This window comes from Clostridium sp., from assembly GCF_036642255.1.
In the GTDB taxonomy this organism is placed as follows: domain Bacteria; phylum Bacillota; class Clostridia; order Clostridiales; family Clostridiaceae; genus Clostridium_J.
Window position 1 is genome coordinate 38,649 of record NZ_JAVWDJ010000025.1, and the last position, 24,338, is coordinate 62,986.

The following is a 24,338-nucleotide window of genomic DNA, read 5'->3' on the forward strand; positions in this document are numbered from 1 at the left end:
TAAATTTAATGATGAAAAGAGAAGCGTAACTATGATTTATGAAGAAAAAAATCATGATGGATGGTTAGAAAATATAATTGAAAAGAAAGTTATATTTTTGGGCGAAGACCAATATGATTTGTATTTTAATGTATTCATCCCTAACACAGTATACCATATATCATATGACAGGGATGGTGATATAATTATCCACAAAAACTATGAATGGGAATTAGGCACAGGACCAATTTAATAAGTTATGGCATTAGAAATTGAAAAGTATATATAATGCTTTATTTTTATAATTAGTATTTTTATAAAAAATAATGTGATTCTTAAAAGTATGTTAAAATAGTGTTAAGAGATTTTAATTATCTACAAGAGGAGAAAGAATAATGGAAAAATTAACACTACAACAATTAGAATCAAAGTTATGGGAGTGTGCAGATGTACTTAGAGGAGAGCTTTCTGCAACTCAATATATGGATTATATATTTGGTATGCTCTTTTTAAAGAGAATGAATAATGAATTTAATGCTGAAAGAGAGGTTAGATATAAGGAATTTAAAGAGCAAGGAATGGTAGAAGAAGAGATAGAGGAGCTACTTAATGACTCTTCAATTTACGAGACATTCTATGTTCCAGAACAAGCAAGATGGGATAAATTAAAGAATTTGAATTTAAATATAGGCCCTGAACTTGATAAAGCTTTTAAGGCTATTGAAGATGAACCTAAAAACAGCGAACTTATAGGAGTTCTAACTACTGTAAATTATAATGACAAAGAAAGAGTTCCAGATAAGAAATTAAGTCAGTTGTTACTTATATTTGATAGTATGAATTTATCCAATGAATATCTTGAATCAGAGGATATTTTAGGAGACGCTTATCAATACCTTATAAAGCAGTTTGCTGACCAAGGCGGTAAAAAGGGTGGAGAATTCTATACACCTACAGAAGTTGTTAAGGTAATGGTAAATTTATTAAAGCCACAAGAGGGGGAGCGTATATATGACCCAACCTGTGGTTCAGGTGGTATGCTTATACAAAGTATTCAATATATAAAAGAACATGGAGGAAATCATAAGAATATATCTATATACGGTCAGGAAATAAACTTATCTACTTGGGCAATATGTAAAATGAATATGCTTCTTCATGGTGCTAAAGGAGCAGATATTCAAAAAGGTGATACCATAAGAGAACCTAAACATACAGAAGGTGGAGTATTAAAGACATATGATAAGGTACTTGCTAACCCACCCTTTTCATTGAGTAACTGGGGATTAGAAGAAGCAAGTGCTGACCAGTACCATAGATTTCCTTATGGAATACCTCCAAAGTCTTATGGAGATTTAGCATTTGTATCTCATATGGTAGCAAGTTTAAATTCTAAAGGTAAGATGGCAAGTGTTGTGCCTCATGGAGTTTTATTTAGAGGTGGAGCAGAAGGTAAAATCAGAGAAGGCTTTCTTAAAGATGATTTGATTGAAGCTGTAATTGGAATTCCACAAAATATATTCTATGGTACTGGTATCCCTGCGACCATTCTCGTTTTTAATAAGAATAAAGAGGACGGAAAAAGGAATAAGGTCTTATTTATTGATGGAAGTAATAATTTCATTAAGGATGGAAATAAGAATAAGCTAAGAGAAGAAGACATTCATAGGATAGTAAGAACTTATGATGAATATAAAGATGTTGAGAAGTATGCTACTGTTGTAGATTTAGAAACTATAAAGGCAAATGACTTTAACCTTAATATAAGTAGATATGTTGATACTACAGAAGAAGAGGAAAATGTAGATATAGAATTAGTTTTACAGGATATTAGAGAACTGAAATTAAAAATGGTAGATTCGGATGAGCAATTAAACCAATATCTTGAGGAATTAGGTTTTGATACTATTTAGGTTAAGGAAAAGAATATATGGATAGTACAGAGATTAGCAAAATTATTTATTAATCAATAATAAGTGGATTTGTTGAATTTTTTAAAGTGTTTTGGACAATAGATGATTTAAAGTTTTAGACATAGAGGTGGAAAAATACTTTATTATTTAATCAATACTTTCTTTGTTTGGTTTGTAATGAAAATTATATGAAGCTGAGGTGACAGAATAGTGAATGAAGTTAGAGAAGGGTACAAGATAACGGAGTTTGGAGAAATACCCATTGATTGGAATGTAGAATATTTAGAAAATATTGCTGAACGGTTATCAGGTCATACTCCAGATAAAAAAATAGCTGAATATTGGAGTGGAAATATTCCATGGATTTCACTTAAAGATACTAAAAGGTTGGATAAACGTTATATAAGTGAAACAACAGATTATACTACTGAGGAAGGAATAAGCAATTCATCAGCAGTTATGTTACCTAAAGGTACGGTAGTTTTATCAAGAGACGCTACAGTAGGTAAGGTTGGAATTACTGCTAAAAAAATGGCAACAAGCCAACATTTTATTAATTATGTATGTGGTGAAAATTTGTACAATTTTTATTTATATTATGATTTTTATAATAGGAAGCCATTATTTGAAAGAATTGGCGCAGGTAGCACAATAAAGACCATAGGAGTGCCATTTTTTAAATCATTGAGTATAATACTGCCACCTATTAAAGAACAACGAAAAATAGCTGATATTCTTTCAGTAGTAGATGACCAAATTGAAAATACTGATATTCTTATAGAAAAGACAAAGGAGCTTAAAAAAGGACTTATGAAGAAGCTTCTTACAAAAGGAATTGGACATAGTAGGTTTAAGGAGACAGAGATAGGAAGTATACCAGAGGAATGGGAATTTAAGAGCTTAGGAGAGATAACAAGATATAGACGTGGAAGCTTCCCACAACCCTATCATTTACCAGAATGGTATGATGAGTTAAATGGAATGCCTTTTGTTCAAGTTTTTGATGTGGATTCAAATTTTAGGTTGAAAGAAATCACAAAAAGAAAAATATCAAAAGTGGCTACAGAAGCAAGTGTTTTTGCTGAAAAAGGGACAGTAATTATAACACTTCAAGGAACACTTGGAAGAACTGCGATTACGCAATACGATGCTTATATAGATAGAACTCTGCTATTATTTACTGAATATTTAATGCCTATTAATAAATTATACTTTATGTATGCTATAAATGCTTTGTTTGATTTAGAAAAAAATAAAGCCGACGGCGGAGTAATAAAGACGATAACAAAGGAGACCTTAACAAAATTTAAAATACCATTACCACCTTTAAAGGAGCAACACCAGATAGCCTCCATTCTATCTTCAGCATATGAACATGTAGACAAATATGAATTAAAAAAAGAGAAACTTCAAGAACTTAAAAAAGGACTTATGCAGAAGCTTTTGACAGGGAAGATTAGGGCTAAGGTGTAATTAATCAGATTTAGTGTAATTTTGTATAAGAGGGTGATTAAATTGAGAATTCCGTTGCAGATACAAGAAGCTGATATGAAAGAGGTATTAGAAATTTTAAAAAAAGAAGCTTGCAACTACGTTAACGAAGCTTTAAAATGTGCATATTGTTCTTGTAATGATGAAATACAAGAGTTACTTTCAGAAGATAGTTTAGAGAGATTTTCTGCAATTACAACAGCAATTGGTTTTCCGTTAAAAGATTATGACTATGAATTTAGTGAGTTGCTTGGGATTTCTAATGAAATAGAAGAATTAGCAAGACAAATGCAGTCGTGGATAACATTGGGTTCGTCTGTAGAAAGTGCATTACAAATATTTCTTGCTATTCATTTATTAAATTATAAGGATTCAGGATGGGGTAAGTGGGAAGAATTTAATTATGAAAATGTAAAAGGCGAGATATATAAAACGTTGGATAGCATAGACGAAAAGGACTTAGCTAAGGATAAGAAGAAATCACTTAAAAAGAATATAAAAGAATATCTCAAAACAAGACAAGAAACTACTGATTTGCAACAGCTAAATCTACAAAATTTAATAAGGTTTTATAAGTCTAATGTATGGTGGAAGAACGAATATACAGAAGAACTTGAAGTAATTAGAGAGTACAGGAATTGTGTTCATTCGTTTAAAAAAAGAGATATTGGAGAATGGGATAGACTTTTACGTTCATTAAAATTCTACTGTACATTACTATTAGATTTAAGAAGTATGACACCAGATGTGGATAGTATGCTGGATTATGAAGCAGAATTAAGGACTGAATTTGAGTGTAATTACAGTGATTATTAATAAAATAATAAATTATAGAAATAGGAGAGAATTAATTGGTAGTTACAGTAACAACTAAAGAAGAATTAAAGACAGCATTGAAAAATAAAGAGAATACAATTTTAGTAAAAGGCAAACTTGCTAAAAAAATTAAACCATTATCATTACTAAAGAAATCAGATAAGAAGATAAATATTGATGAAAATATGTCTACAACTGCGGCCGCAGGTTTTATGAGTACAATAGCAGGAATTTCGGTTGCAGTTGCAATAACACTAATTATAACTGTTGGCATTGTTGGCATAGTAGCAATGTTAAATGATTACAAGATGGTCATAAAAGATAATGAAATAACATTGGAGAGAAATTAATTATTGATTTAGGGGTGATAAAGTGTCTTACCTTGGGAATGAAGCAACTCTTGTAGAGCTTCCAGCTATAGATTATATAAAAGATATATTAGATTATGAATTTGTTCATGGTAAAGATTTAACTCCAGAACAGGGAGCAAGAGATTCCCTTACTGAAGTTATTTTAGTTAGAAGGCTCGAAAAAGCTTTGAAAAGACTAAATCCATGGATGGATGAAGGGAATATTAATAGGACTATCAGACATTTAAGCAGACCTGAGAATTTAGGGACAAGCCTCCTGGAGATTAATGAAAAGTTATACGAGGATATTGTAGATTTGAAATATACTGTTGACCAAGACATATATGGTAATGGGCAAAAGAAGCCACAGACGGTACATTTTATGGATTGGAATAATGTAGAAAATAATGACTTCTTAGTTACAAGACAATTTGAAGTAAAGACTCAGTTAGGTAAATCTATTTATCCAGATATAGTTTTGTTTGTAAATGGTATTCCTGTTGTTGTTTTAGAATGTAAGTCACCATTCTTAGAGAAATCCAAGAATGAAAATACAGGTAAAAAGGAAGCCTTTGAACAACTCAGAAGATATATGAATGAGAGGGACGGAAACCTTATAGAAGGAAACCCAAGGCTTTTTTATACAAACTTCTTAACTGGTATCCTAAATAAATATCATGCTTATGTAGGAACTATCAGTTCAAAGTACAATCATTACTTGGAATGGAAGGACCCTTATCCAATAAAAAGGGACAAGGTTCAAGAAGTAGAGGACTTTGGACAGAATATTTTTATCCAAGGACTTTTAGAAAAGAAAAATCTTGTTGATGTTATGAGAAACTTCCTATTATTTGAAGTGGATAATGGCATTACTATAAAGAAGATATGCAGATACCAGCAGTTTAGAGCTGTTAATAAAGCCATAAAAAGACTAAAAGAAGGTAAAGATACCTTATCAAGAGGAGGAGTTGTTTGGCATACACAGGGGTCAGGCAAATCCTTAACTATGGTAATGTTAGCAAGGAAGATAAAAAGAACTTCTGGACTATCAGAGGCTACAATTGTTGTTGTAACTGATAGGATTGATTTGGATAAACAGATTTATGGCACATTTTTAAGGACCTTATCTAAGATTACAACACCAGAAAGAGCAGATAAAATCTCAAAGATGAAAGAACTCTTATCTGCGGCCCAGCCTAAGATTATAATGACAACTATTCAAAAGTTTGAAAGTGAGACTGAGGAAAGAGAAGTTATAGAGAATGGGAAGAAGGTAAAGAAGAAATTCATTCTTCCGTATGAAGTCTTAACCACAAAGTCTAACGTTATTGTACTTTCAGATGAAGCTCATAGAAGTCAATATAAGGATACTGCTTTAAATATGAGGACAGCTCTGCCAAATGCAACCTTTATAGGATTTACAGGTACTCCAATAGATAAAGATGACAAGTCAACGCAAAGGACTTTTGGAGGCTACATAGATAAATATGGCATAAAGGAAGCAGTTGATGACGGTGCAACTGTAAAAATAGTTTATGAAGGAAGAATGCCTCAGCTTCATATAAAAGCTGAAAGTTTAGACGAATTATTTGATGAAGCTTTTGCTGATAGAAGTGATGAAGAGAAGGAAGCTATAAAGCAGAAGTATGCAAATAAAAAGGCTATTGTAGAAGCTGAAAATAGGATTAATGACATTACTATTGATATGCTTAAACACTATAGAGACAATATACTTCCAAACGGATTTAAGGCACAAATAGTATGTGTAAGCAGGGAGGCTTGTGTAAAATACTATAATGCTCTAAGGGGAAATATGAAAGAAGTTATTGGAGAAGAATTAGAGGCGAAGGTAATATTCTCTGGTGACTTGAATGACCCAACGTATTTGAAGGAACATTTTACCACTAAGGCAGAGCAAGAAGGTATAATTAATAGATTCAAGCAACCTATTAACAAGGATAAGTTATGCTTTATTATTGTAAAGGATATGCTTTTAACTGGCTTTGACGCACCTATTGAACAAGTAATGTACCTTGATAGACCTTTAAAAGAGCACAATTTATTACAGGCAATAGCAAGAGTTAATAGAACTTGCACAATGGAGGTTAATCGTAAGGGAGATAGTTACAAAGTTAAGAAAGATAATATTGTAAAACAATGTGGCTATGTTGTAGATTACTATGGTGTGTCTGATTATTTAGAAGAAGCACTGGCTATATTTGATAAAGAAGACTTAGGGCAACCTATGCAACCTATTAATGATTTATATAAAGAAATGCTTTCATATAGGGAAGCTGTAATAAGCATGTTCAAAGGTAAGGATAAAAATAACCTTGATGAATTAATTAAGATTTTAGAACCACAGGATAAAAGAGCCGAATTTGAGATTGGATATAAGCGTTTTTTAGGTGCGGTGGAAGCTTTACTTCCTTCGCATGTGGGTACAGATATTTTGAATGATTTAAAGTGGCTTGGGTATATTAGAGCAGGAGCTAAGGCAAAGTATAGCCCAGAGGAAGAGTTAGATATAAGTGATTGTGGTGAAAAGGTTAGGGAAATAATTGAAGAACATCTAAAGTCTCTTGGAGTTATTCAATGGATAGAGCCTATTACACTGTTTGAGGATGATTTCAAAGGTAAAATTAGTACATTGAAGTCAGATGAAGCTCAGGCTTCTGCTATGGAACATGCAGTAAAACATGCAATAAGTGTGAAAATGGATGACAATCCAGTATTTTTTACAAGTTTATTAGAAAAACTTCAAAAACTACTTGATGAAACTAAGAATAATTGGATTGAAAGAAAAAAGAAGCTTGAAGAGTTTATTGAAAGGGAAGTAGAACAAGGTACAAAAACAGAATCGGAAATCCTGGGATTAGATGAAAAGGAATTTGCTTTCTTCGAAGTTGTTAAAAAGTATATAGTAGATGAAGCGGTAGAAGATGATAGAATTAAGGAAGAAAGTGAAAGTTATATAAGTAATGACGTTGTAGAGTTATCTAAGAGTATCGCTTTGGACGTGCGTAAAGCAGTTGAAGATGATTATGCAGTTGATTGGATTAATAATCAAAGTAAAACAGGTGACATTGAAAGAGCCATATTTATGATGTTAAATAAAAATTATTTTAAGCAGATAAAGCTAAATATAAGAAAAAGTATGGTTAATCCTCTATTAAATTTAGCTAAAAAGCATTTTGCAGTATTAGAGAAAAATTAAAACTTATAAGGAATAGGTGTAGTTTTATACAAAGTCAATGCAACAGAATTGAGGTTTATAATATGAAAATGGAGTTTAAGTATGGAACAACAAATATAGCTTTTAGTGTAGTTTTTAAGAATAGAAAAACTATGGAGATTGCAGTAGAACCTCCAGATGTTGTAACTGTTACTGCACCAGTGGGTACTAATAAGGAGCTGATACTTGAGAAAGTACAAAGCAAAGGAAGTTGGATTATTCAAAAACTCTATTCCTTTAAGCATATGAACTGTAAGCAGATTAACAGAGAATTTGTTAATGGAGAGTCCTTTATGTATTTAGGAAGAACCTATTCTTTACAGATAGAAGTAGATTCAAGTATTAGGAAGTCAGAAGTCAAGCTTTATAGAGGGAAGTTTGTAGTAAAATCAAAAGATAAGGATGAAGAAATAATAAAGAGGTCTATGGAAGAATGGTACAGAGACAAGGCTAAGGAAATAATAGAGCAGAGAGTTAGTTATTACCAAAGATTTTTCAATGTAGCTCCAAAAGGTATTAAGATTAAAGAGCAGAAGAAGAGATGGGGAAGTTGTACATCAAAGAATGAACTTTTGTTTAATTGGAGATGTATAATGGCTAAATCAAATGCCTTAGATTACATTATTGTACATGAAATGTGCCATATGTATCATAAAGACCATTCTAAAAACTTCTGGGATTTATTAGCTTCGGTGTTACCAGACTATGAGATTAGAAAAGAATGGCTAAAAAATTATGGTGTTAGAATGGATTTGTAAACATTGAACAGGGAGATGGTGTACTATGTTAGGGGATTATAAATATGAAGCATTAATGAAGTATTTTCAGACAATAGAAGATAATAAGGTAGTTTTAACTTATGATGATATTGAAAATATAATTGGATTTAAACTTCCGAAATCAGCTTATGAATATAATGCTTATTGGAGAGAAAGTAAAACTCATACAGTAACAAGGGCATGGATAGAAAGTGGATGGAAGATAACAGAGCTAAGGATGGGGAAACATATTGAATTTACAAAAGTTGCTTAATATTTACCATATACACATATTAACTATAAAAGGATGTTGTTAATTGAAAAACATTATTGTATGGTGTGCAGACATTGGCTCAATTAAAAATAAAAGATTTGGATGGTGCAGAGCCGTATTAGGAACAAATGAAAGATTTAGAGTTGGTATCAGTATTGAAGATTTTGTTGTTGGTATTGCAGAGGATTTATCAAATGGAGATAAAGTTGCTTTAGGTTTTGAATGTCCTCTATTTGTTCCTATATCCGATAACCCATTAAATCTAACCAGTGCAAGAGAGGGTGAAGGAGATAGACCTTGGAGTGCAGGGGCAGGTTGTGGTGCTTTAGCTACTGGACTATCTGAATGTGCATGGATACTGAGTAGAATTAAGGAATTGACGAGGATAGATATTAAGGTAACGTTCGAGTGGAATGAATTCACTAATAAGCCCTTAAACCTATTCATCTGGGAGGCTTTTGTATCTAAAAATTCTAAATCTACGACCCACCATGGAGACGCAGAAGTGGCTATTAGAGCATTTATCGAAAAATATACTGATTTAGTAAAGGCAAATGCTATTAAGGTAGACAATCCATATAACTTAGTAGCGGCCGCAATATTAAGAGCAGGTATATCACATGATATTAATTTGTTAAGTCAGTCTTGTATAGTAATAAAGGGATAAAGGTAGGATTTAGGATACTTATATGTATATATACTTCTCAAAGCAAATTATAAGATTAAAAAGTTTTAAGAGGGAATACTGGTTGGTAATTCCCTCTTTACTTATTTTTCTATCTAAAATAGGTTTAATATAGTATCTATGTCTTCGTCTGTAATTTCGCTATCCTTAGTTCTAATACCATTGGAGGATACTGAAGAATCAATAATTTGTTTATCCTTCAATATTTCATTAATCATATGTCTAATCCTATTATCTAAATTCAGGCTATCGTATCCATTGCTTACATCATTTTCTACTAATCCACATATATAACTGCTAATGTTATCCTTGGTTTTAAGGTAATTATATATATGTAGTTTTTTTTCTGAAAAGCTTATTGAAATTTTATTTTTTGCCATTATGTTTAATTTCCAGTACTTTGAGGTAGCTCAATGCGTTTGACAGCTGACTGTTTTCTTCTATTATTGCTGAAGGATAATGTGTTAGGATATAATCTTGTAGAAGGATTGAACCTCCACCAACAAAAACCAGCTTAGAGTTATTAAATGTAATATTTCTGCTCTTGGCAAAATTGAATATCTCCAATACATGATTATTTATTAACTCATTAATAATTTCTATACTCTCATGTACTCGATTCCCATTTATATATAAACAACCATCCTTTAAGATTTCTTCTGTGTCATTATCGTCAATGTGAATTCCGTACTTAGATTTTAATGTTTCTGCTAACTTTGCTCTTAGAATACTTATTCCAGAGTTTGCTACTACCATGCTTTCTAATTCTGGGATTAGATTTTTATAGGTACAGAATGTAGTGTTTAATGAACCAATGTCTATAACGGTAGCTTTAGTATCTCTAAATTCTGTTGGTCTGTAGTAGGTGCTTCCTACAGCTTCAGGCATTAACACTATATTGGTAATCCTAAAACAATAGATGATTCCATTTATTTTTAATGTAATTACTTCTTTATCTTTTTGTATCATATTTTGATACTGAATTTTTAATGTATTATTTTTATATATATTTATAGGAAGGTTTATTGCTAAATGAACATTTGGTAATCCAAATTTCATTACGTCAGCCTTATCTATAAGTTTAGCTATTGCCACATATATAGAAAGCTGATGTGTTATTGAACTTTTACTTATACTATAATCACTTTGGCTCTCACTGACCATATTTCCTATTAAGTATGATTTACCATTAAAATCAACCAAATATGAGTTAGGAGTAATATCTACCCCAAGGTTATGTACTTCTTGAACCTTAGTTCTAAATACCACTTTTTCTATTCTTTGTCCTAAGTTTATAAGTGCTTTAGTACTATGTTTTCCAGTATCTACAGCTATTAAAATATCTTTCATTTTATTTCCTCCAAATTTTCTTAAATTTAATGTTTTTATATAATAAGCACTAAGGGGGCGACTTATAACTACTCTGTAGCACTAAAAGTGTTTAATAAAGTGCGACAAAGTGAGAAAAGTAGGGACATGGATATAGGAGTAATTTATTTTATTATCTACAGTCAATATTTTTGGCATTGACTCTATTAGAAATTTATTACTACATTTAATAGTAAGTTAAAGAGGGTATAACTTATAAATTATCAAACATACTAATATCATAATAGAATTTGTAAACTTATGTAAAATTTAAATGAGGTATTAATATGGCGAGAAAACCACAGGATAAACCTTCTGAGAATTTATCTGGCAAGAAGTTTAATATGCTTTCAGTTGTAAAATTTGTTAAAAAAGATAAGGGAAGGTTTTATTATGAAGTTGAGTGTGATTGTGGCAATAAAAAAGTAATGAGGTCTGATTCAATTAAGGTAAATAAGCATTGTGGCGGGGATACACATAAACCAGAAGGTCCTGAATTACAAATGGACCGTGTAGAGGTACTAAAGAAAGAAGAATATTATCAATCTATTATAAGGCGTAGCAAAAAACTAAATTCACAAGAAGATAATATTATTAGTTTTGAAGAATTTTCTAATATTGTAGATAAAGAGTGCTACTACTGTGAGGAAAAAGGAAGCAAAATTAGAAAAGATAAATATTCCAATACAGAAATCTTAATAAACGGGATTGACCGTATGGATAATAACTTGGGTTATATAACTAAAAATGTTGTAAGTTGTTGTAAGTGGTGTAATTACAGCAAACATGAAAGCAATATTAGCTATTTTGCAAACTGGATATACAGGACATATAATTACATGATTTTACATAAAAAAATTGATATTAATGAAAGATTTAGTCCATTACAAACAACTGTCAGACCAAACACAAAGGGAAAGATACGTAAAAAAGATAGAGAGAATATGTTGTATAAAAACGCTTATAATAAACTGAAGCAAGACACAAAAAAAATGGGAAGGTCTTTTAAAGTTTCCTTTGAAAAATATAAAATTCTAATAGTAAAGCCATGCAAGTATTGTGGTAGAGAGTATAGTAGAGAAATTATTGATGGGAGTACTAAGAAGAGTATAAAGATTAACTCTTTAGATAGAATTAATTCTAATGTTGATTATTATACAAGTAATATTCAGGTCACTTGCGTCACTTGTAATTATGCCAAGAATAATAGAGATGAGGAGAAATTTAAAGAGCATGTAAAGAGTATATATCCATTTGCATTAAAATTTATTAGTAAATTAAGATTAGAATGACGATAAAGCTAAAAGATTAATGCACAATTTTTGATTGTTTTAGTCTCTTTTTGCAATATATTTAAATTGTGTGACTGGCAATTTCAAATACCGAGGTTTTGGCAAAGAACTTTGGAGAGTTTTTATCAGTACAAATTTAGCGTTTGGCGTAGCGAATCATTGACATTGGGGTGGCGATGTTAGCTCTTTTGTTTTCATAAACATAATCATTGAGCGTAACTTAACATATATGGGAAAATGTAAGAAACAATTAAGCAAAGATTTAAAAGGGAAGGAGTTGCAGAAATGTTGTCCCAATGTAGAATTAAATTAAATCCAGATATAGGCTGTACTATTAGCTAACTTTGATTGGGCTACAGTACAGTTTTTTTATTAATGTTATATAGTAAACATTATACTATTTTAGATAATTAAGTAATGAGCGTTGGAGATGTTATAAAAATTATAACTATAGAAGTAGTTTCTAAATGTCTTCTATAAGAGAACTGAGGGAGAAAATTTAAATATTTTTGAAAGGTGCAAGAATTGAATGAAGAGTAAGTTGATACTATATACAAGGTAAAAATTAATGGTAGAATACAGTAATATTTGAATAAAGTATCGTTCTTCATAGCAATAATTTATGGTTTACCGAGTTAAATTATAAGCGATTAAGTTAAGTATGATTATTTAGGTCCTTGTGTTGCCTAACTTCAACAATGTATTTAGGATTTTACATTGAATGTAATAAATTTAAAATGGTATAATTTACATATATAACTGAGATAAATGCAGACTACTTCAAGTGGTATCTGCATTATTTATTAAAATTTTTGAATTTTACACAAAAGCATTTTGTAAGATTCAAAATGGCTATTTTAAAGGTTTATAGAGATTTAATAAAAAAGTTAAACTTTGAATATGACATATTGTATAAAAAAATAAAATTAAGTAAGATTTGGGGGAGTATCTATAAATACAGTAAACCCTATAAGGGAAAGGAAACAGTTAGAAGCTATGAAGAGCTTCTTAAAAGGAAAAGATGTTAGAGATTATCTAATGTTTATGGTTGGAATATCCAGTGCATTGAGAATATCTGATATTTTAGCATTAAGAGTAAAAGATATTTGGGATAGAAAAAAGCCACAGGAATTTATAATGCTAAATGAAAAAAAGACTGGTAAAGCTAAAAGATTTCCTATAACTAAAAATTTAAATAAGGCAATTCTTCAGTTTATGAAAGAATATAACCTTGAGCAAGATGATTATGTGTTTCAATCAAGAAAAGGAAAAAACAAACCCATTACCAGGCAACAGGCCGCGTTCATTTTAAGTCATGCAGGAGATTATGTTGGCATAAAAGAAGCAATTTCAACTCATTCTATGAGAAAAACTTGGGGATATTGGGCATACAAATCAGGAGTATCATTGGCACTTATAATGGAAGCTTTAAATCATAGTAGTATTTCAAATACCAGAAAATATTTAGGAATTACTCAGGATGATTTAGATGATGTATATATGAATTTGAATTTATGATAAATATTAAAGAGGTAAATTAACAGGAAATTTTAGAAGGGGGGATAATATGGATAAGTATGTACCGTATGATAATAATTTTTTTAAAACAGTTTTAGATATAAAAGAAGATAATAGTATAGAGCCACTGAAAAGATATTCTCTTGAAATCGAGTTGAATAGAACTAATAATTTAAAAAATTATGAAAAGATAGTTATAATAATGATGAACCCAAGTAAGGCAAATAAAGAGTTATCAGATGATACTGTAAACAGAATAATAAAAGAAATTCATATTCAAAAGAAAAAAGTTAAGTATATAACAATATTAAACTTATTCTCGGTATTTGAAAAGGATTCAAAAAAGTTAAAGGATTATATGAAAGAGTATGGTTATGAGGTTGTAGCAGGAATTAGTAACAATGATTTATACAACAATGATGATTTAATTAGACAGAGCTGTGAAAATGTAAATGAAGTAATAATAGCTTGGGGTGACGGTAAACAAAAATGGTACAGACAACGAGAAAATGATGTTCTTTCGATATTAGCGAAGATTAACATTGAGGTACTATGTTGCAATGATTTAAGTATATTAGGTTATCCAAGACATCCTTCAAGATTACCCCAAAATATTAAATTTATTAGTTATTCAACTGCTTTAGAAGATTGGGTAATGAGAACATTAGAGAAAAGAGCTGAATATTATCACGTAAGTAAATAACTCTAAGAACAATAACTTTCAGCTTGTTGATGAGTAGAATAAGGTTGATAATTTAATTCGAAAAACAAAATAATATTTTAAAAAGGTATTGATTTAAGTAACCATAAAAAAAACAATTATGGTTGCCAAAAGTCAATACCTTTTGTTATTTAGAGAAGGGAGCAATTTAAGATGTTTAATGTAGGTGATTACTATAAAGTAAAAGATGAAAACTATACCCCAGGCATAAAAATACAAGATTTTTCAACAAAGGGCAGGGTATCAAGAATTAAAGGCAAAACTACTAATAGAATTCATCACTTAATAAGTGATTTAGAAACAAATTTATTTTATCTTCTTGATTTTGAAGATAAAGTAACAGATATAAAAGAACACTATCCTTTATTGGATTTAGAGGAGGTAGTATCAGATTTAAGTAATATTAGGTTAGATAAATTTAAAGATAAAAAAACTGGTGAACAGTATATATTTACAACAACATTTGTTGTTAGATTAAAAGGTATATCAGAGGAGAAATATTTAGCTCTTTCTGTTAGAAATGAAACAGAATTATATAGGGATTTGCTATTAGAGAAGCTTGAAGTAGAAAGGAGATACTGGCAAACGAAAGAAATTAATTGGACTATTATTACTAATAAAGATATACCAATGGCAAAGGTTAATAATATAAAGTGGCTATATATGGGAGATGTTGATATTGAATATGAAAAAGAGCGGTATGTTAAAGAAGTTATACTCAGCAAGATTGCCAAAAAAAAGTATTCTGTAAAAGAATTACTAAGTAATACCGATAATGAACTTTTACTTCCTATTGGTACCTCATTAGTTGTATTCAAGAAAATGATTATTAATGAAGAGATTCTTGCTGATTTATATAAACCAATCGATATTGGGCTATCCTCAGATAATTTTCATGTGAGATATCAGGAGGTGACTAAGAATGTCCTATAGCTTAATGTTAAATAGTTTATTAAAGAAAAAAGAGGATGAAAATTCAATAGAAAGGGTCTTATGGATTTCAGAAGAACTTGATTTTGTTTTTTTAATTAATATTTATGATACTTCATGGCCATACAGTGCCAATGTATCTGACTTAACTGCATTATTACGTGAAAATAAAATTGAGACTGTTTCAGATGAAATATATTATAGATTAGTTGACGACAATGGATTAAGTGAAAAAGATATTGCTAAGAGGAATAAAGCATATGAAGTTGTTTTGGAATTTTATAAAAATATAGGTGAACCAAACATTTTTATAACTAAAGAGAGGAATAAGTATATTTCTTATATTATAAAAAAGTATGGGTTTAGTAGGAGAACTATTGAGGATTATATTAAGAGGTATTGGAAGAGAGGTATGAACCGTAACTCGCTTTTACCTGACACATATCGTTGCGGTGGTAGAGATAAGGAGAAGGGAGTTGGGCAAATTAAAAGAGGTCGTCCTAAATTAAATGATATTAATAGTGGTATTAATATTGATGAAGATATAAAAAAGATTTTTAAAACTTCAATAAATAAATTCTATTATAATCAGAAAAAAAATTCATTGGTAACAGCATATCATTTAATGCTAAAAGAATATTTTAGCAAAAAAGTTATAAATGTTGAAGGAAAAGCAGAGTTGATACTAAAGGATAAACATCAGATTCCTTCCTTAGTACAATTTAGGTATTGGGTTAATAAGGAAAGAGATATAAAAAAAGAATTTACAAGTAGAAGTGGAGCAAGGATATTCTATCAAAAACATAGAGCTATTCTAAATTCAGTTAATGATTTAGTTACTGCACCTGGGATGGAGTACCAAATAGACGCAACTGTGGGAGATGTATATTTAGTATCTCAATTTCAAAGGGAATGGATTATTGGAAGACCAGTTATCTATATAGTGGTTGATTGTTATACTCGTTTGGTTTCTGGAGTAGCTGTTACTTTAGAAGGTCCTTCATGGGTTGGAGCAATGAGTGCTTTAGCTAATGCAATGTCCGATAAAGTTAAATTTTGCAAGGAGTATGATATTGAAATTAGTGAGGAAGAATGGCCAGTACACCACATACCATATTCCATATTGGGAGATAGGGGAGAATTAGAGGGATTTAACGCTGACAATTTAGTAAATAACCTTGGAATTAAGGTGTCCAATACTCCACCATTTCGACCAGAATGGAAACCTATTGTAGAACAACAATTTAGGCTTTTAAATATAAAAACCAAGGCTTTAATTCCAGGAGCAATTAATCCAGATTTTAGAGAGCGTGGTGCAAAGGATTATAGGTTGGATTCTAAATTGAATATTAAACAATTTACTAAGATTTTAATATTATCAATTCTATTTCACAATAATCATCACATATTAAAGGGATACAAAAGAGAAAAAGGGATGATAGAAGATGAAATAGAGGCAATTCCAATAAAATTATGGAATTGGGGGATAAAGAATAAGAGTGGAATATTAAGAACCGCACCAGAAGAGCTGATAAAGTTAAGTCTAATGCCCAGAGACCAAGCAACTATTACAGAAAGTGGAATTCGATTTAAAGGTATTTATTATAGTTCAGTAACAGCTATAAGTGATAAGTTATTTGAAACTGCACGGTCAAAAGGTAATTTTAAAATAGATATTGCATATGAACCACGTAATCTAAACAATATTTATTGGATAGATAAAAGTGGAACAAAATATGAGAAATGTTTTTTATTAAATAAAGAGTATAGATATTTAGATAAGACTCTTGAAGAAATTGAGTATCTTAAACAAAAAGAAATGTTAAAGGTAAAAAATATTGAAATAGATGAAGTTGAAAAAAGAATAAATTTAATAAATCAGATAGAGGAAATTGTTATGGAAGCAAATGAAGAATCAAAGCATATTAAGTTAGTTAATTCAAGTATTAAGGGAATAAGGGCTAATCGACAAGCTGAGAAACTTATAAATAGGAAGAAAGAAGCTTTTGTTCTTGGAAAAGATGAAATGGCAAGTTCAGGAATAGTTTTGCAATATCCAGTATTAGAATCGGAAGAAAGTGAAGATGATATGTTATTGCTCAAGAGAAAGCAAAAAGGAGGGGAATCTAATGAACAATAATTTGGGGATGGAAGCTAATTACTCTAAACAATTAATTGCAGAATATCAAGGAAATCCATTTATAGAAGCCCTTCCAGAAATATTGAACAAATCAGATGTCATAAACAAACTTTCGTATTATCCAAAATTTGACATAAAGGAAAGAGAATATGAAGCTCATATTAGACTGCATTTAATACAAAGAGTTTTTCAATATTTCCAACCATTGCCAATACATTTAGAATTGGAAAGTAGAATTTCACGAAGTATTAGATTGGGGTATATAGGAAGAAATCCAGTTAATTCAGCTTATGTAAGGAAATTAAATAATGGTTACAAAGATATAATAAATAAACAAATTACAGTAGATAATACAAAAAACTTTATGACAACATCTAATGGTTTTTCACTTATAGGGGTTAGTGGTATGGGTAAAACAACAGTATTATCAAAAATACTAAACACAATGCCTCAAGTCATCGTACATTCAAAATATAAAAAAAAACCATTTTCTATGACTCAATTAACATATTTAAAACTGGATTGTCCATTTGATGGTTCGATAAAAGCACTTTGTCTCGAATACTTTTCAGCAGTAGATAGGATTTTATCAACTAACTATTTTGACAAATATAGTATGGCAAGGCTTTCTGCAAATGCAATGCTTCCAATAATAAATCAAATATCAAGAATCGTGGGATTAGGTTTATTGGTGATAGATGAAATTCAACATTTGAGTTTAGCCAAAAGTGGAGGATGTGAAAAAATGTTAAACTACTTTGTGACAATGAGTAATACATTATCACTTCCAATAATTACAGTTGGAACTCCTAAAGCTATGCCAATATTACAAAATGAATTTAGACAAGCTCGTAGAGGAAGTGGCCAAGGTGGAAATATGGTATGGGATAGGTTGAAAAAAGATGAACAGTGGACGTTATTGATTGAAGGGTTATGGGAGTACCAGTGGGTTAAAAAGCCACAGCCATTAACTCAAGAATTATTAGATGTAATTTATGATGAATCACAAGGAATAATTGATGTTTGCATTAAATTATTTTTTATGTCACAGATAAGAGCAATTTCTTCAAAAAAAGAAACAATTACACCATTATTAATAAGAAAAGTAGCAGAGGAAAATTTAAAGTTAGTAAGACCTATGCTTCAAGCAATAAAGACTGGAAATACAAAAAGCCTACCTCTTTACAACGATATAATTGTATTAGATGTTTCTAACTTTATAAATAATGAGCAAAATCAGATTTTACTGAATAGTAAAATTGACCATTTTAAAAAAGCAAGAGAAGAAAAAGTAAATTCTCAAATTTTTGATGTTAAAAAAGAGATTACAATAAGGCTTTTAGATTTAGGCTTTGAAGAAGGTGAAATAAGCAAATATTTAGAACAAGTCCTTTATATAGAATCCACAGATATAAATAAGATTATTAGAGAAATGTTAAGGCTTTTGATGAAAATAGGAAGTAATGATAGTTTAGATAAAAAGAAGAATAAGAAATCTAAAATTATATTAAAAGACGAAAATGATATAAGATATGTAGCTGATAAATGTAAAAAAAGTGAAACTTCAATTTATGATGGATTAAAAAGTCACAACTATATTAAAAACTTTGAAAGCTTAATAAGGGAGGTAACTTAAAAATGGTAACATTCTTCCCTACGCCATATCCAAATGAAACACTATACAGTGTTATAGCAAGGTATCATATTTGGAGTGGAAATTTAACAGTTAAGACCACTTTAAGAGATTTATTTAATACAACAACAATAACAGCAGGTAGAGAACTACCTGCTAATGTTAATTTATTACTAAGAAATTTACCTAAGAACTGTATACTTACAGCTGATGAAATTATTAAAAAACATACATTATACAAATACTATACCTCCTTTCTACCAATCGAAAGGGCTAAACAAGTATATGATTTAATGTTAGAAAGGAATGGTTCTCTAATATATACAAGTTTAGGAATGTGTAATAATACTATCAAGACACACTCTTTATTGAAATATTGCAATTATTGTATTGAGGAAGATAGATATAATCACGGAGAAGCATATTGGCACATTGAACATCAATTACAAGGAACGATAATGTGTCATAAACACTTTTGTGAGCTTAAAATCAGCAATAAGTCAGTTGAATTAAGAAATCGGCAAGAGTATTTGAATTTAGATATGACAATAAGTAGCGAAGATAGAGTTTTAATAAATCTTAATAAAAATATTATTGAACATCAAAAAACGTACAGTAAAAACGTTAATATAATTATCAATAGTAATTTAGAGTATAAACAAATGAATTTTTTTAGGGAGCATTACCTAAAATACTTAATAGATAAAGGAATGGCTGAAAGTAGGATGAAAATATATCAAGAAGAATTATTAAGAGATATTAAAAGCTATTATGGCGAAGAGTATTTGACACTTTTAGGCTGTAATTATGATACTAAAAATGGGTTTAACTGGGTAACTGCTATTACAAGAAAACATAGGAAAAGCTTTCATACAATTCAGCATTTATTGATGATAGAATACTTAAATATAGATATAGAAGCTCTATTTAATGCAGATTACTTAGAGGTAAAGAAAGGTAAAACTTATCTTGTTAAAACAGATGAAGAAAAAGCAGTATATAGGGAAAAATGGTTAAAACTAAGAATAGGTTATCTTAATAAGAGTAAGAGTTTCATGAAAGATTTAGATTGTGCCACTTATACTTGGTTAAGTAGATATGATAGAAAGTGGTTAGATGAAAACTCTCCCCTGAAAAGGACATATGGTTATAGTAAGAGAATTAATTGGGAGAAGAGAGATGAAGAGCTATTAAAGAAAGTTACTGAGGTTATTAAAAGTATGTATAATAGCACAGAAAAGCCAGAGCGGATTACAATTGGAGCTGTTGGAAGAAAAATAGGCAAGGCTTACTTATTGCAAAAGTATACAGATATTATGCCAAAGACAAAGGCATATTTAAATGAACAAGTAGAAACAGTTGAGGATTTTCAAGAGAGAAGAATTAATTGGGTAAGAGAAAATTTAGTGAAAAATGGAGAAAGCGAATGGATTATAAGAAGAAAAGCAGGAGTAAGATAAATTAGATACAGTTATTGCCATAATAAGTGAATTAAAAATCAGTTTTAATTTCAAACAATGTTTGTATTTTTTGTCTGTTTGTCTATATATTTACAATTAAAGCTTGTGAATATATACTATTAATTGTAGCAATATGTAAAAAAATATTCTAATATGAAAATTTTGGATAGAGTCAAATTTCAAAAATTATTTTATATAGTATATTTGGAGAGGATTACCGATGAAATTAGAGGAAATACAAGCACCTAAATTGCCAGAAAATTACAATCCGTATACAGGAATAGCAATAGCTCCATTAGATAGATTAAAAATAATGGATGACGGTGAATTTGAAGATTTAATTATTGAGTGGGCAAATGATTATTTGAAAACTGTATATTATAAAGTAGCGGGGATGGCTGGTTCAGGTGATAAAGGAAGAGATGTAGTGGCATATTATAATAAAACTGATTTTGATATTTACCAGTGTAAGCATTATGGGGAAGCATTATCACCAAGTAAATACTGGGTAGAATTCGGAAAGTTGTGTTACTACACATATAAAAAAGATTATAGAATACCTGTACATTACTATATAGTTGCAAGTAAAGGAATAGGACAAGCGTTAAGAGACCTTTTAGACAATCCTGAAGAAATCAACAAGGAACTTGTGAGAAATTGGAATAAATATTGTAAGAAGAAAATAACTTTAAGCGAAGAAGTTGTTTTAGACGATGAATTTAAAAAATATGTTGAAGAATTTGATTTTTCAATTGTTGATGATATTCCACAAATTAAATTATTAGAGCAACATAGTTTAACAAAATGGCACAAGTTTAGATTTGGTGGTGGACTAAAAAAAAGGTCAAAGCCTGTTATACCAGAGAGCATTGATGGTAATGAAATTGACTTGTTATACGTGCAACAACTATTAGAGATTTATTTTGAAATTTCTAAAGGTCAAGTAAATGATATAAATACACTAAAGAGAGATGATACTTTATTCAATCATTTTAGTAGACAGAGAGAAGATTATCATTTAGCTCAAGCATTAAAAAGATTTACCAGAGATGAATACATAGACTTTGAACCATATAATGATATAAAAAGTGAGATATATAGGGGTGTTATAGATATAAGTTTAGAAGAATTCAGTAATTTGATAAAGAAGGTTAATGATACATTGAAGGTAGCAAGAAGTTTACCTTTACAAAGTATTGAATTAGGAATAATAAATCCAAGCGAAAAAGCTGGAATGTGTCACGAACTCGTTAATGAAACTAAGTTGAAGTGGGTGGATAAATAATGAGTGAGATTAAAATATATAATACTCCTATTGAAATTGGAATTAGAATATTACTAATATTAAAAAGGTGCGAAAGTGCAATGGAACTAAATTCAATTATCATATATGACTATTTAATGTTACATATAAGTGATTTTGATAAAAAATATCAGAGCTTACATCCTGCTAATCCATATCACGCTACAGAATTATTAGCAAAAAGAAAAGTAGTTCAAAATGCTATAAATTTATTGATAAAAAAAGGATTAGTTAATATAGTTTGCTCTGAGGACGGCATTAGATATAAAGATAGCGAAATAGGAAATATATTTTTATCATATTTTGAAAGCGATTATTATTTTAAATTATGTAGTAATGCTGATATAGTTATAAAAAGATTCGAAGATTTTAATGAAGTAGAACTAAATAAATTTATAAATAACAGTATACATAATTGGAAAAATGAAAATGAAACAGATATTTTGTTTAGGGGTGAATTTGTTGAATGATTTTGGTTTTTATATAAAATTATTAATAATTAAGGGATTTGATAAAAGTAATGCCGAAATAAAATTGTATCAAGGACTAAATGTTGTTTCTGGTGCTTCAGATACAGGAAAAACTTATATATTTGAATGTATAAATTTCGCTCTGGGAGGTGGAGATGTTCCAAGAGCTATTGATGAGGGGTATAATGAAGTAAATATAGAAATTGAAACTTATAAAGGGGAAGTTATAACAATAAGAAGGAACTTATCTGATAAAAAAATGTTTTTGTATAAATGTTCATTTAACGAAATTGATAGTAGTGTTCCAGTTGAAATAAAGGCTACACATGATGAGAAAAAGGAAAACAACATATCTACAATTCTATTAAATATTTGCAATGCACATTACACGAAGATTCTTTCAAATAAAAAAGGAAAATTTGAAAATTTTACTTTTAGAGATATTGCCCATTTTACTATGTTAAATGAGGAAAGTGTAATTTCAAAAACTTCAATAATTTATAGCGGTAAAGGTGGTTTCAAGAAAACAAGAAATGAGTCAGCTTTCAAAACTATTGTAACAGGTATAGATGATTCTTCTTATATGGTAAAAAATCATTCTACTAATAAAAAGGTAGGTTTACAGGCTAAAATTGAGCTTGTAGATAAGTTTATATCTGATACAGTTAAGGAAATTGAGGAATTAGAAAAGCATATTTCAGAATATAATGCTAATTATGATAGTATGGACGATGTAATTAACGGATTGGAAAATATAATTGAGGGTAAAAAGCAAACACTTGATATATTGGAATGTGAAAGAAAGTCAGTATGGGATAATAATATTAAGTTAAAACAGGAAAACCTATACCATGCTGAACTCATAAAAAGATTTAGATTATTAAAAGAAAACTATTTATCAGACTTAGAAAGATTAGATTTTATAGATGAAGCGGGGTTCTATTTGGGGCAATTGAATGATATTAAGTGTCCACTATGCAATGGAGAAGTAAAAGATGATTTTGTGAGTAGTATTTTTGAAAAAGAAATTATTGAGAAATCTATAAAATGTGAGAGGACCAAGTTGAAAAATCAAATTATTGACTTGGTATCTACCATAGGGGATTTACAAGAAAAAATTTTAATTACTGACAAAGAAATACATAAGTTTGGTGAATGTCTTAATTTAATTGACGAAAAAATCAATAATGAATTAAAGCCTGTAATAGATAAGTATTTAAGTCAATTAGATAGCTTTTTACAAATAAGAGATGATATTAAGAAAAAAGAATATGCTATAAAGAGGATTGAAGAGCTTAAAGTCCAAAAAGAATCCTTGGCTTTAGATTTAGGTAAAGACAAAAATAATATACCAGTAGTAAATGAAATAACTGATGTAAATTATGAGGAATTATGTGAAATTATAGGTGATATTTTATTAGAGTGGAAGCTATATGATAGCGTTGATGTGACTTTTGATAAAGTTACCATGGATTTTATTATTAATAATAAACACAAGGAGAATTATGGTAAGGGATATAGGTCATTAATTAATACAGCTTTTGTTATTGCACTTATGAAATTTTCTATCAAATTTAACTTACCGCATTCTAAGGTAGTTATAGTTGACTCTCCACTAACTACATACAAAGAGAGAGATAAAGAAGCCGATGAAAACGAGATAAAAAGTGAAGTAAAGCAAATGTTTTATAAATATCTTAGTAATGAGAGTAAAAATATGCAAATTATTATTTTAGATAATGTTGACCCAGATGAAGATAATCAAAGTAAAATAAATTATTATCACTTCAGTAAGAATAAAGAAGTTGGTAGATATGGTTTTTTACCTATAGAAGATATTAAATGAAATAATATGCCTTTATAATATTAGTTATAGGTGGAAAATTTTTATTAAAATATGGTTACATTAATACTTAATACTTAATACTTAATACTTAATACTATCTATGTATCCAACTAATAAAAATCCCCAACTAATAAAAAAACTCCCCAAACTCATAAC

General features: G+C 29.6%; 21 protein-coding genes. 19 read left to right on the forward strand and 2 right to left on the reverse strand.

Annotated elements, in window-relative coordinates:
• Positions 1-31: 31 nt before the first annotated feature.
• The 9 genes from RR409_RS13615 to RR409_RS13655 all read left to right on the forward strand — a co-directional run bounded on the left by RR409_RS13615 (position 32) and on the right by RR409_RS13655 (position 9,483).
• Positions 32-232, forward strand: a complete 201-nt coding sequence (locus RR409_RS13615) for a hypothetical protein (protein ID WP_332558314.1) — start codon at positions 32-34, stop codon at positions 230-232.
• A 142-nt stretch (positions 233-374) separates the two neighbouring features.
• Complete coding sequence (locus RR409_RS13620) at positions 375-1,892, forward strand: type I restriction-modification system subunit M (protein ID WP_332558315.1); 1,518 nt, start codon at positions 375-377, stop codon at positions 1,890-1,892.
• Between the two features lie 210 nt (positions 1,893-2,102).
• Positions 2,103-3,365 carry a restriction endonuclease subunit S gene (locus RR409_RS13625; protein WP_332558316.1) on the forward strand — a complete coding sequence of 421 codons (1,263 nt, stop codon included), beginning with the start codon at positions 2,103-2,105 and terminating at the stop codon, positions 3,363-3,365.
• 42 nt (positions 3,366-3,407) lie between these two features.
• Entirely contained in the window at positions 3,408-4,199 is a 792-nt protein-coding gene (locus RR409_RS13630; RefSeq protein ID WP_332558317.1) for a hypothetical protein, read from the forward strand.
• A 35-nt stretch (positions 4,200-4,234) separates the two neighbouring features.
• On the forward strand, positions 4,235-4,549 hold the full coding sequence (locus RR409_RS13635) for a hypothetical protein (RefSeq protein WP_332558318.1): 315 nt from the start codon (positions 4,235-4,237) through the stop codon (positions 4,547-4,549).
• 22 nt (positions 4,550-4,571) lie between these two features.
• A complete protein-coding gene (locus RR409_RS13640) occupies positions 4,572-7,766 on the forward strand; it encodes a type I restriction endonuclease subunit R (RefSeq protein WP_332558319.1) in 3,195 nt (1,064 codons plus the stop codon).
• A 62-nt stretch (positions 7,767-7,828) separates the two neighbouring features.
• Positions 7,829-8,542 (forward strand): SprT family zinc-dependent metalloprotease, encoded by a 714-nt coding sequence (locus RR409_RS13645; protein ID WP_332558320.1) that lies wholly within the window; start codon positions 7,829-7,831, stop codon positions 8,540-8,542.
• Between the two features lie 25 nt (positions 8,543-8,567).
• On the forward strand, positions 8,568-8,816 hold the full coding sequence (locus tag RR409_RS13650) for a hypothetical protein (RefSeq protein ID WP_332558321.1): 249 nt from the start codon (positions 8,568-8,570) through the stop codon (positions 8,814-8,816).
• Positions 8,817-8,859: 43 nt separating this feature from the next.
• Positions 8,860-9,483, forward strand: a complete 624-nt coding sequence (locus RR409_RS13655) for a hypothetical protein (RefSeq protein WP_332558322.1) — start codon at positions 8,860-8,862, stop codon at positions 9,481-9,483.
• 113 nt (positions 9,484-9,596) lie between these two features.
• Here RR409_RS13655 and RR409_RS13660 read toward each other — a convergent pair whose 3' ends face one another.
• Entirely contained in the window at positions 9,597-9,881 is a 285-nt protein-coding gene (locus RR409_RS13660; protein WP_332558323.1) for a hypothetical protein, read from the reverse strand.
• The gene (locus RR409_RS13665) at positions 9,868-10,851 is read right to left on the reverse strand and encodes a ParM/StbA family protein (protein WP_332558324.1); all 984 of its coding nucleotides are present in this window, start codon (positions 10,849-10,851) and stop codon (positions 9,868-9,870) included. The genes RR409_RS13660 and RR409_RS13665 overlap by 14 nt, the downstream gene beginning before the upstream one ends.
• A gap of 305 nt (positions 10,852-11,156) precedes the next feature.
• Here RR409_RS13665 and RR409_RS13670 point away from each other — a divergent pair, with 305 nt between their 5' ends.
• The 10 genes from RR409_RS13670 (at position 11,157) to RR409_RS13715 (ending at position 24,182) form a co-directional block, all read left to right on the forward strand.
• Positions 11,157-12,161, forward strand: coding sequence for a hypothetical protein (locus tag RR409_RS13670; RefSeq protein ID WP_332558325.1), 1,005 nt, complete (start codon positions 11,157-11,159; stop codon positions 12,159-12,161).
• 969 nt (positions 12,162-13,130) lie between these two features.
• Positions 13,131-13,679: a site-specific integrase gene (locus RR409_RS13675; RefSeq protein WP_332558334.1), complete on the forward strand. Its 549-nt coding sequence runs from the start codon at positions 13,131-13,133 to the stop codon at positions 13,677-13,679.
• 49 nt (positions 13,680-13,728) lie between these two features.
• The gene (locus RR409_RS13680) at positions 13,729-14,382 is read left to right on the forward strand and encodes a DUF1643 domain-containing protein (protein ID WP_332558326.1); all 654 of its coding nucleotides are present in this window, start codon (positions 13,729-13,731) and stop codon (positions 14,380-14,382) included.
• Between the two features lie 171 nt (positions 14,383-14,553).
• Positions 14,554-15,333, forward strand: coding sequence for a TnsA endonuclease C-terminal domain-containing protein (locus RR409_RS13685; RefSeq protein WP_332558327.1), 780 nt, complete (start codon positions 14,554-14,556; stop codon positions 15,331-15,333).
• Positions 15,323-17,470, forward strand: coding sequence for a Mu transposase C-terminal domain-containing protein (locus RR409_RS13690; protein ID WP_332558328.1), 2,148 nt, complete (start codon positions 15,323-15,325; stop codon positions 17,468-17,470). The genes RR409_RS13685 and RR409_RS13690 overlap by 11 nt, the downstream gene beginning before the upstream one ends.
• On the forward strand, positions 17,460-19,106 hold the full coding sequence (locus RR409_RS13695; RefSeq protein WP_332558329.1) for an AAA family ATPase: 1,647 nt from the start codon (positions 17,460-17,462) through the stop codon (positions 19,104-19,106). The genes RR409_RS13690 and RR409_RS13695 overlap by 11 nt, the downstream gene beginning before the upstream one ends.
• Before the next feature lie 2 nt (positions 19,107-19,108).
• Positions 19,109-20,563, forward strand: a complete 1,455-nt coding sequence (locus tag RR409_RS13700) for a TnsD family Tn7-like transposition protein (RefSeq protein WP_332558330.1) — start codon at positions 19,109-19,111, stop codon at positions 20,561-20,563.
• Positions 20,564-20,783: 220 nt separating this feature from the next.
• Complete coding sequence (locus tag RR409_RS13705; protein ID WP_332558331.1) at positions 20,784-21,848, forward strand: ABC-three component system protein; 1,065 nt, start codon at positions 20,784-20,786, stop codon at positions 21,846-21,848.
• Entirely contained in the window at positions 21,848-22,336 is a 489-nt protein-coding gene (locus tag RR409_RS13710; RefSeq protein ID WP_332558332.1) for an ABC-three component system middle component 2, read from the forward strand. Before RR409_RS13705 ends, RR409_RS13710 begins: the two co-directional genes overlap by 1 nt.
• Complete coding sequence (locus tag RR409_RS13715) at positions 22,329-24,182, forward strand: AAA family ATPase (protein WP_332558333.1); 1,854 nt, start codon at positions 22,329-22,331, stop codon at positions 24,180-24,182. Before RR409_RS13710 ends, RR409_RS13715 begins: the two co-directional genes overlap by 8 nt.
• The last annotated feature ends 156 nt before the right edge of the window (positions 24,183-24,338 follow it).

Excerpts from the sequence above, each read along its gene's own strand:
- RR409_RS13710 (WP_332558332.1), top strand. The coding sequence starts at position 21,848 with ATGAGTGAGATTAAAATATATAATACTCCTATTGAAATTGGAATTAGA.
- RR409_RS13690 (WP_332558328.1), top strand. The coding sequence starts at position 15,323 with ATGTCCTATAGCTTAATGTTAAATAGTTTATTAAAGAAAAAAGAGGAT.
- RR409_RS13700 (WP_332558330.1), top strand. The coding sequence starts at position 19,109 with ATGGTAACATTCTTCCCTACGCCATATCCAAATGAAACACTATACAGT.
- RR409_RS13670 (WP_332558325.1), top strand. The coding sequence starts at position 11,157 with ATGGCGAGAAAACCACAGGATAAACCTTCTGAGAATTTATCTGGCAAG.
- RR409_RS13705 (WP_332558331.1), top strand. The coding sequence starts at position 20,784 with ATGAAATTAGAGGAAATACAAGCACCTAAATTGCCAGAAAATTACAAT.
- RR409_RS13685 (WP_332558327.1), top strand. The coding sequence starts at position 14,554 with ATGTTTAATGTAGGTGATTACTATAAAGTAAAAGATGAAAACTATACC.
- RR409_RS13695 (WP_332558329.1), top strand. The coding sequence starts at position 17,460 with ATGAACAATAATTTGGGGATGGAAGCTAATTACTCTAAACAATTAATT.
- RR409_RS13620 (WP_332558315.1), top strand. The coding sequence starts at position 375 with ATGGAAAAATTAACACTACAACAATTAGAATCAAAGTTATGGGAGTGT.
- RR409_RS13615 (WP_332558314.1), top strand. The coding sequence starts at position 32 with ATGATTTATGAAGAAAAAAATCATGATGGATGGTTAGAAAATATAATT.
- RR409_RS13680 (WP_332558326.1), top strand. The coding sequence starts at position 13,729 with ATGGATAAGTATGTACCGTATGATAATAATTTTTTTAAAACAGTTTTA.
- RR409_RS13660 (WP_332558323.1), bottom strand. The coding sequence starts at position 9,881 with ATGGCAAAAAATAAAATTTCAATAAGCTTTTCAGAAAAAAAACTACAT.
- RR409_RS13665 (WP_332558324.1), bottom strand. The coding sequence starts at position 10,851 with ATGAAAGATATTTTAATAGCTGTAGATACTGGAAAACATAGTACTAAA.
- RR409_RS13645 (WP_332558320.1), top strand. The coding sequence starts at position 7,829 with ATGAAAATGGAGTTTAAGTATGGAACAACAAATATAGCTTTTAGTGTA.
- RR409_RS13650 (WP_332558321.1), top strand. The coding sequence starts at position 8,568 with ATGTTAGGGGATTATAAATATGAAGCATTAATGAAGTATTTTCAGACA.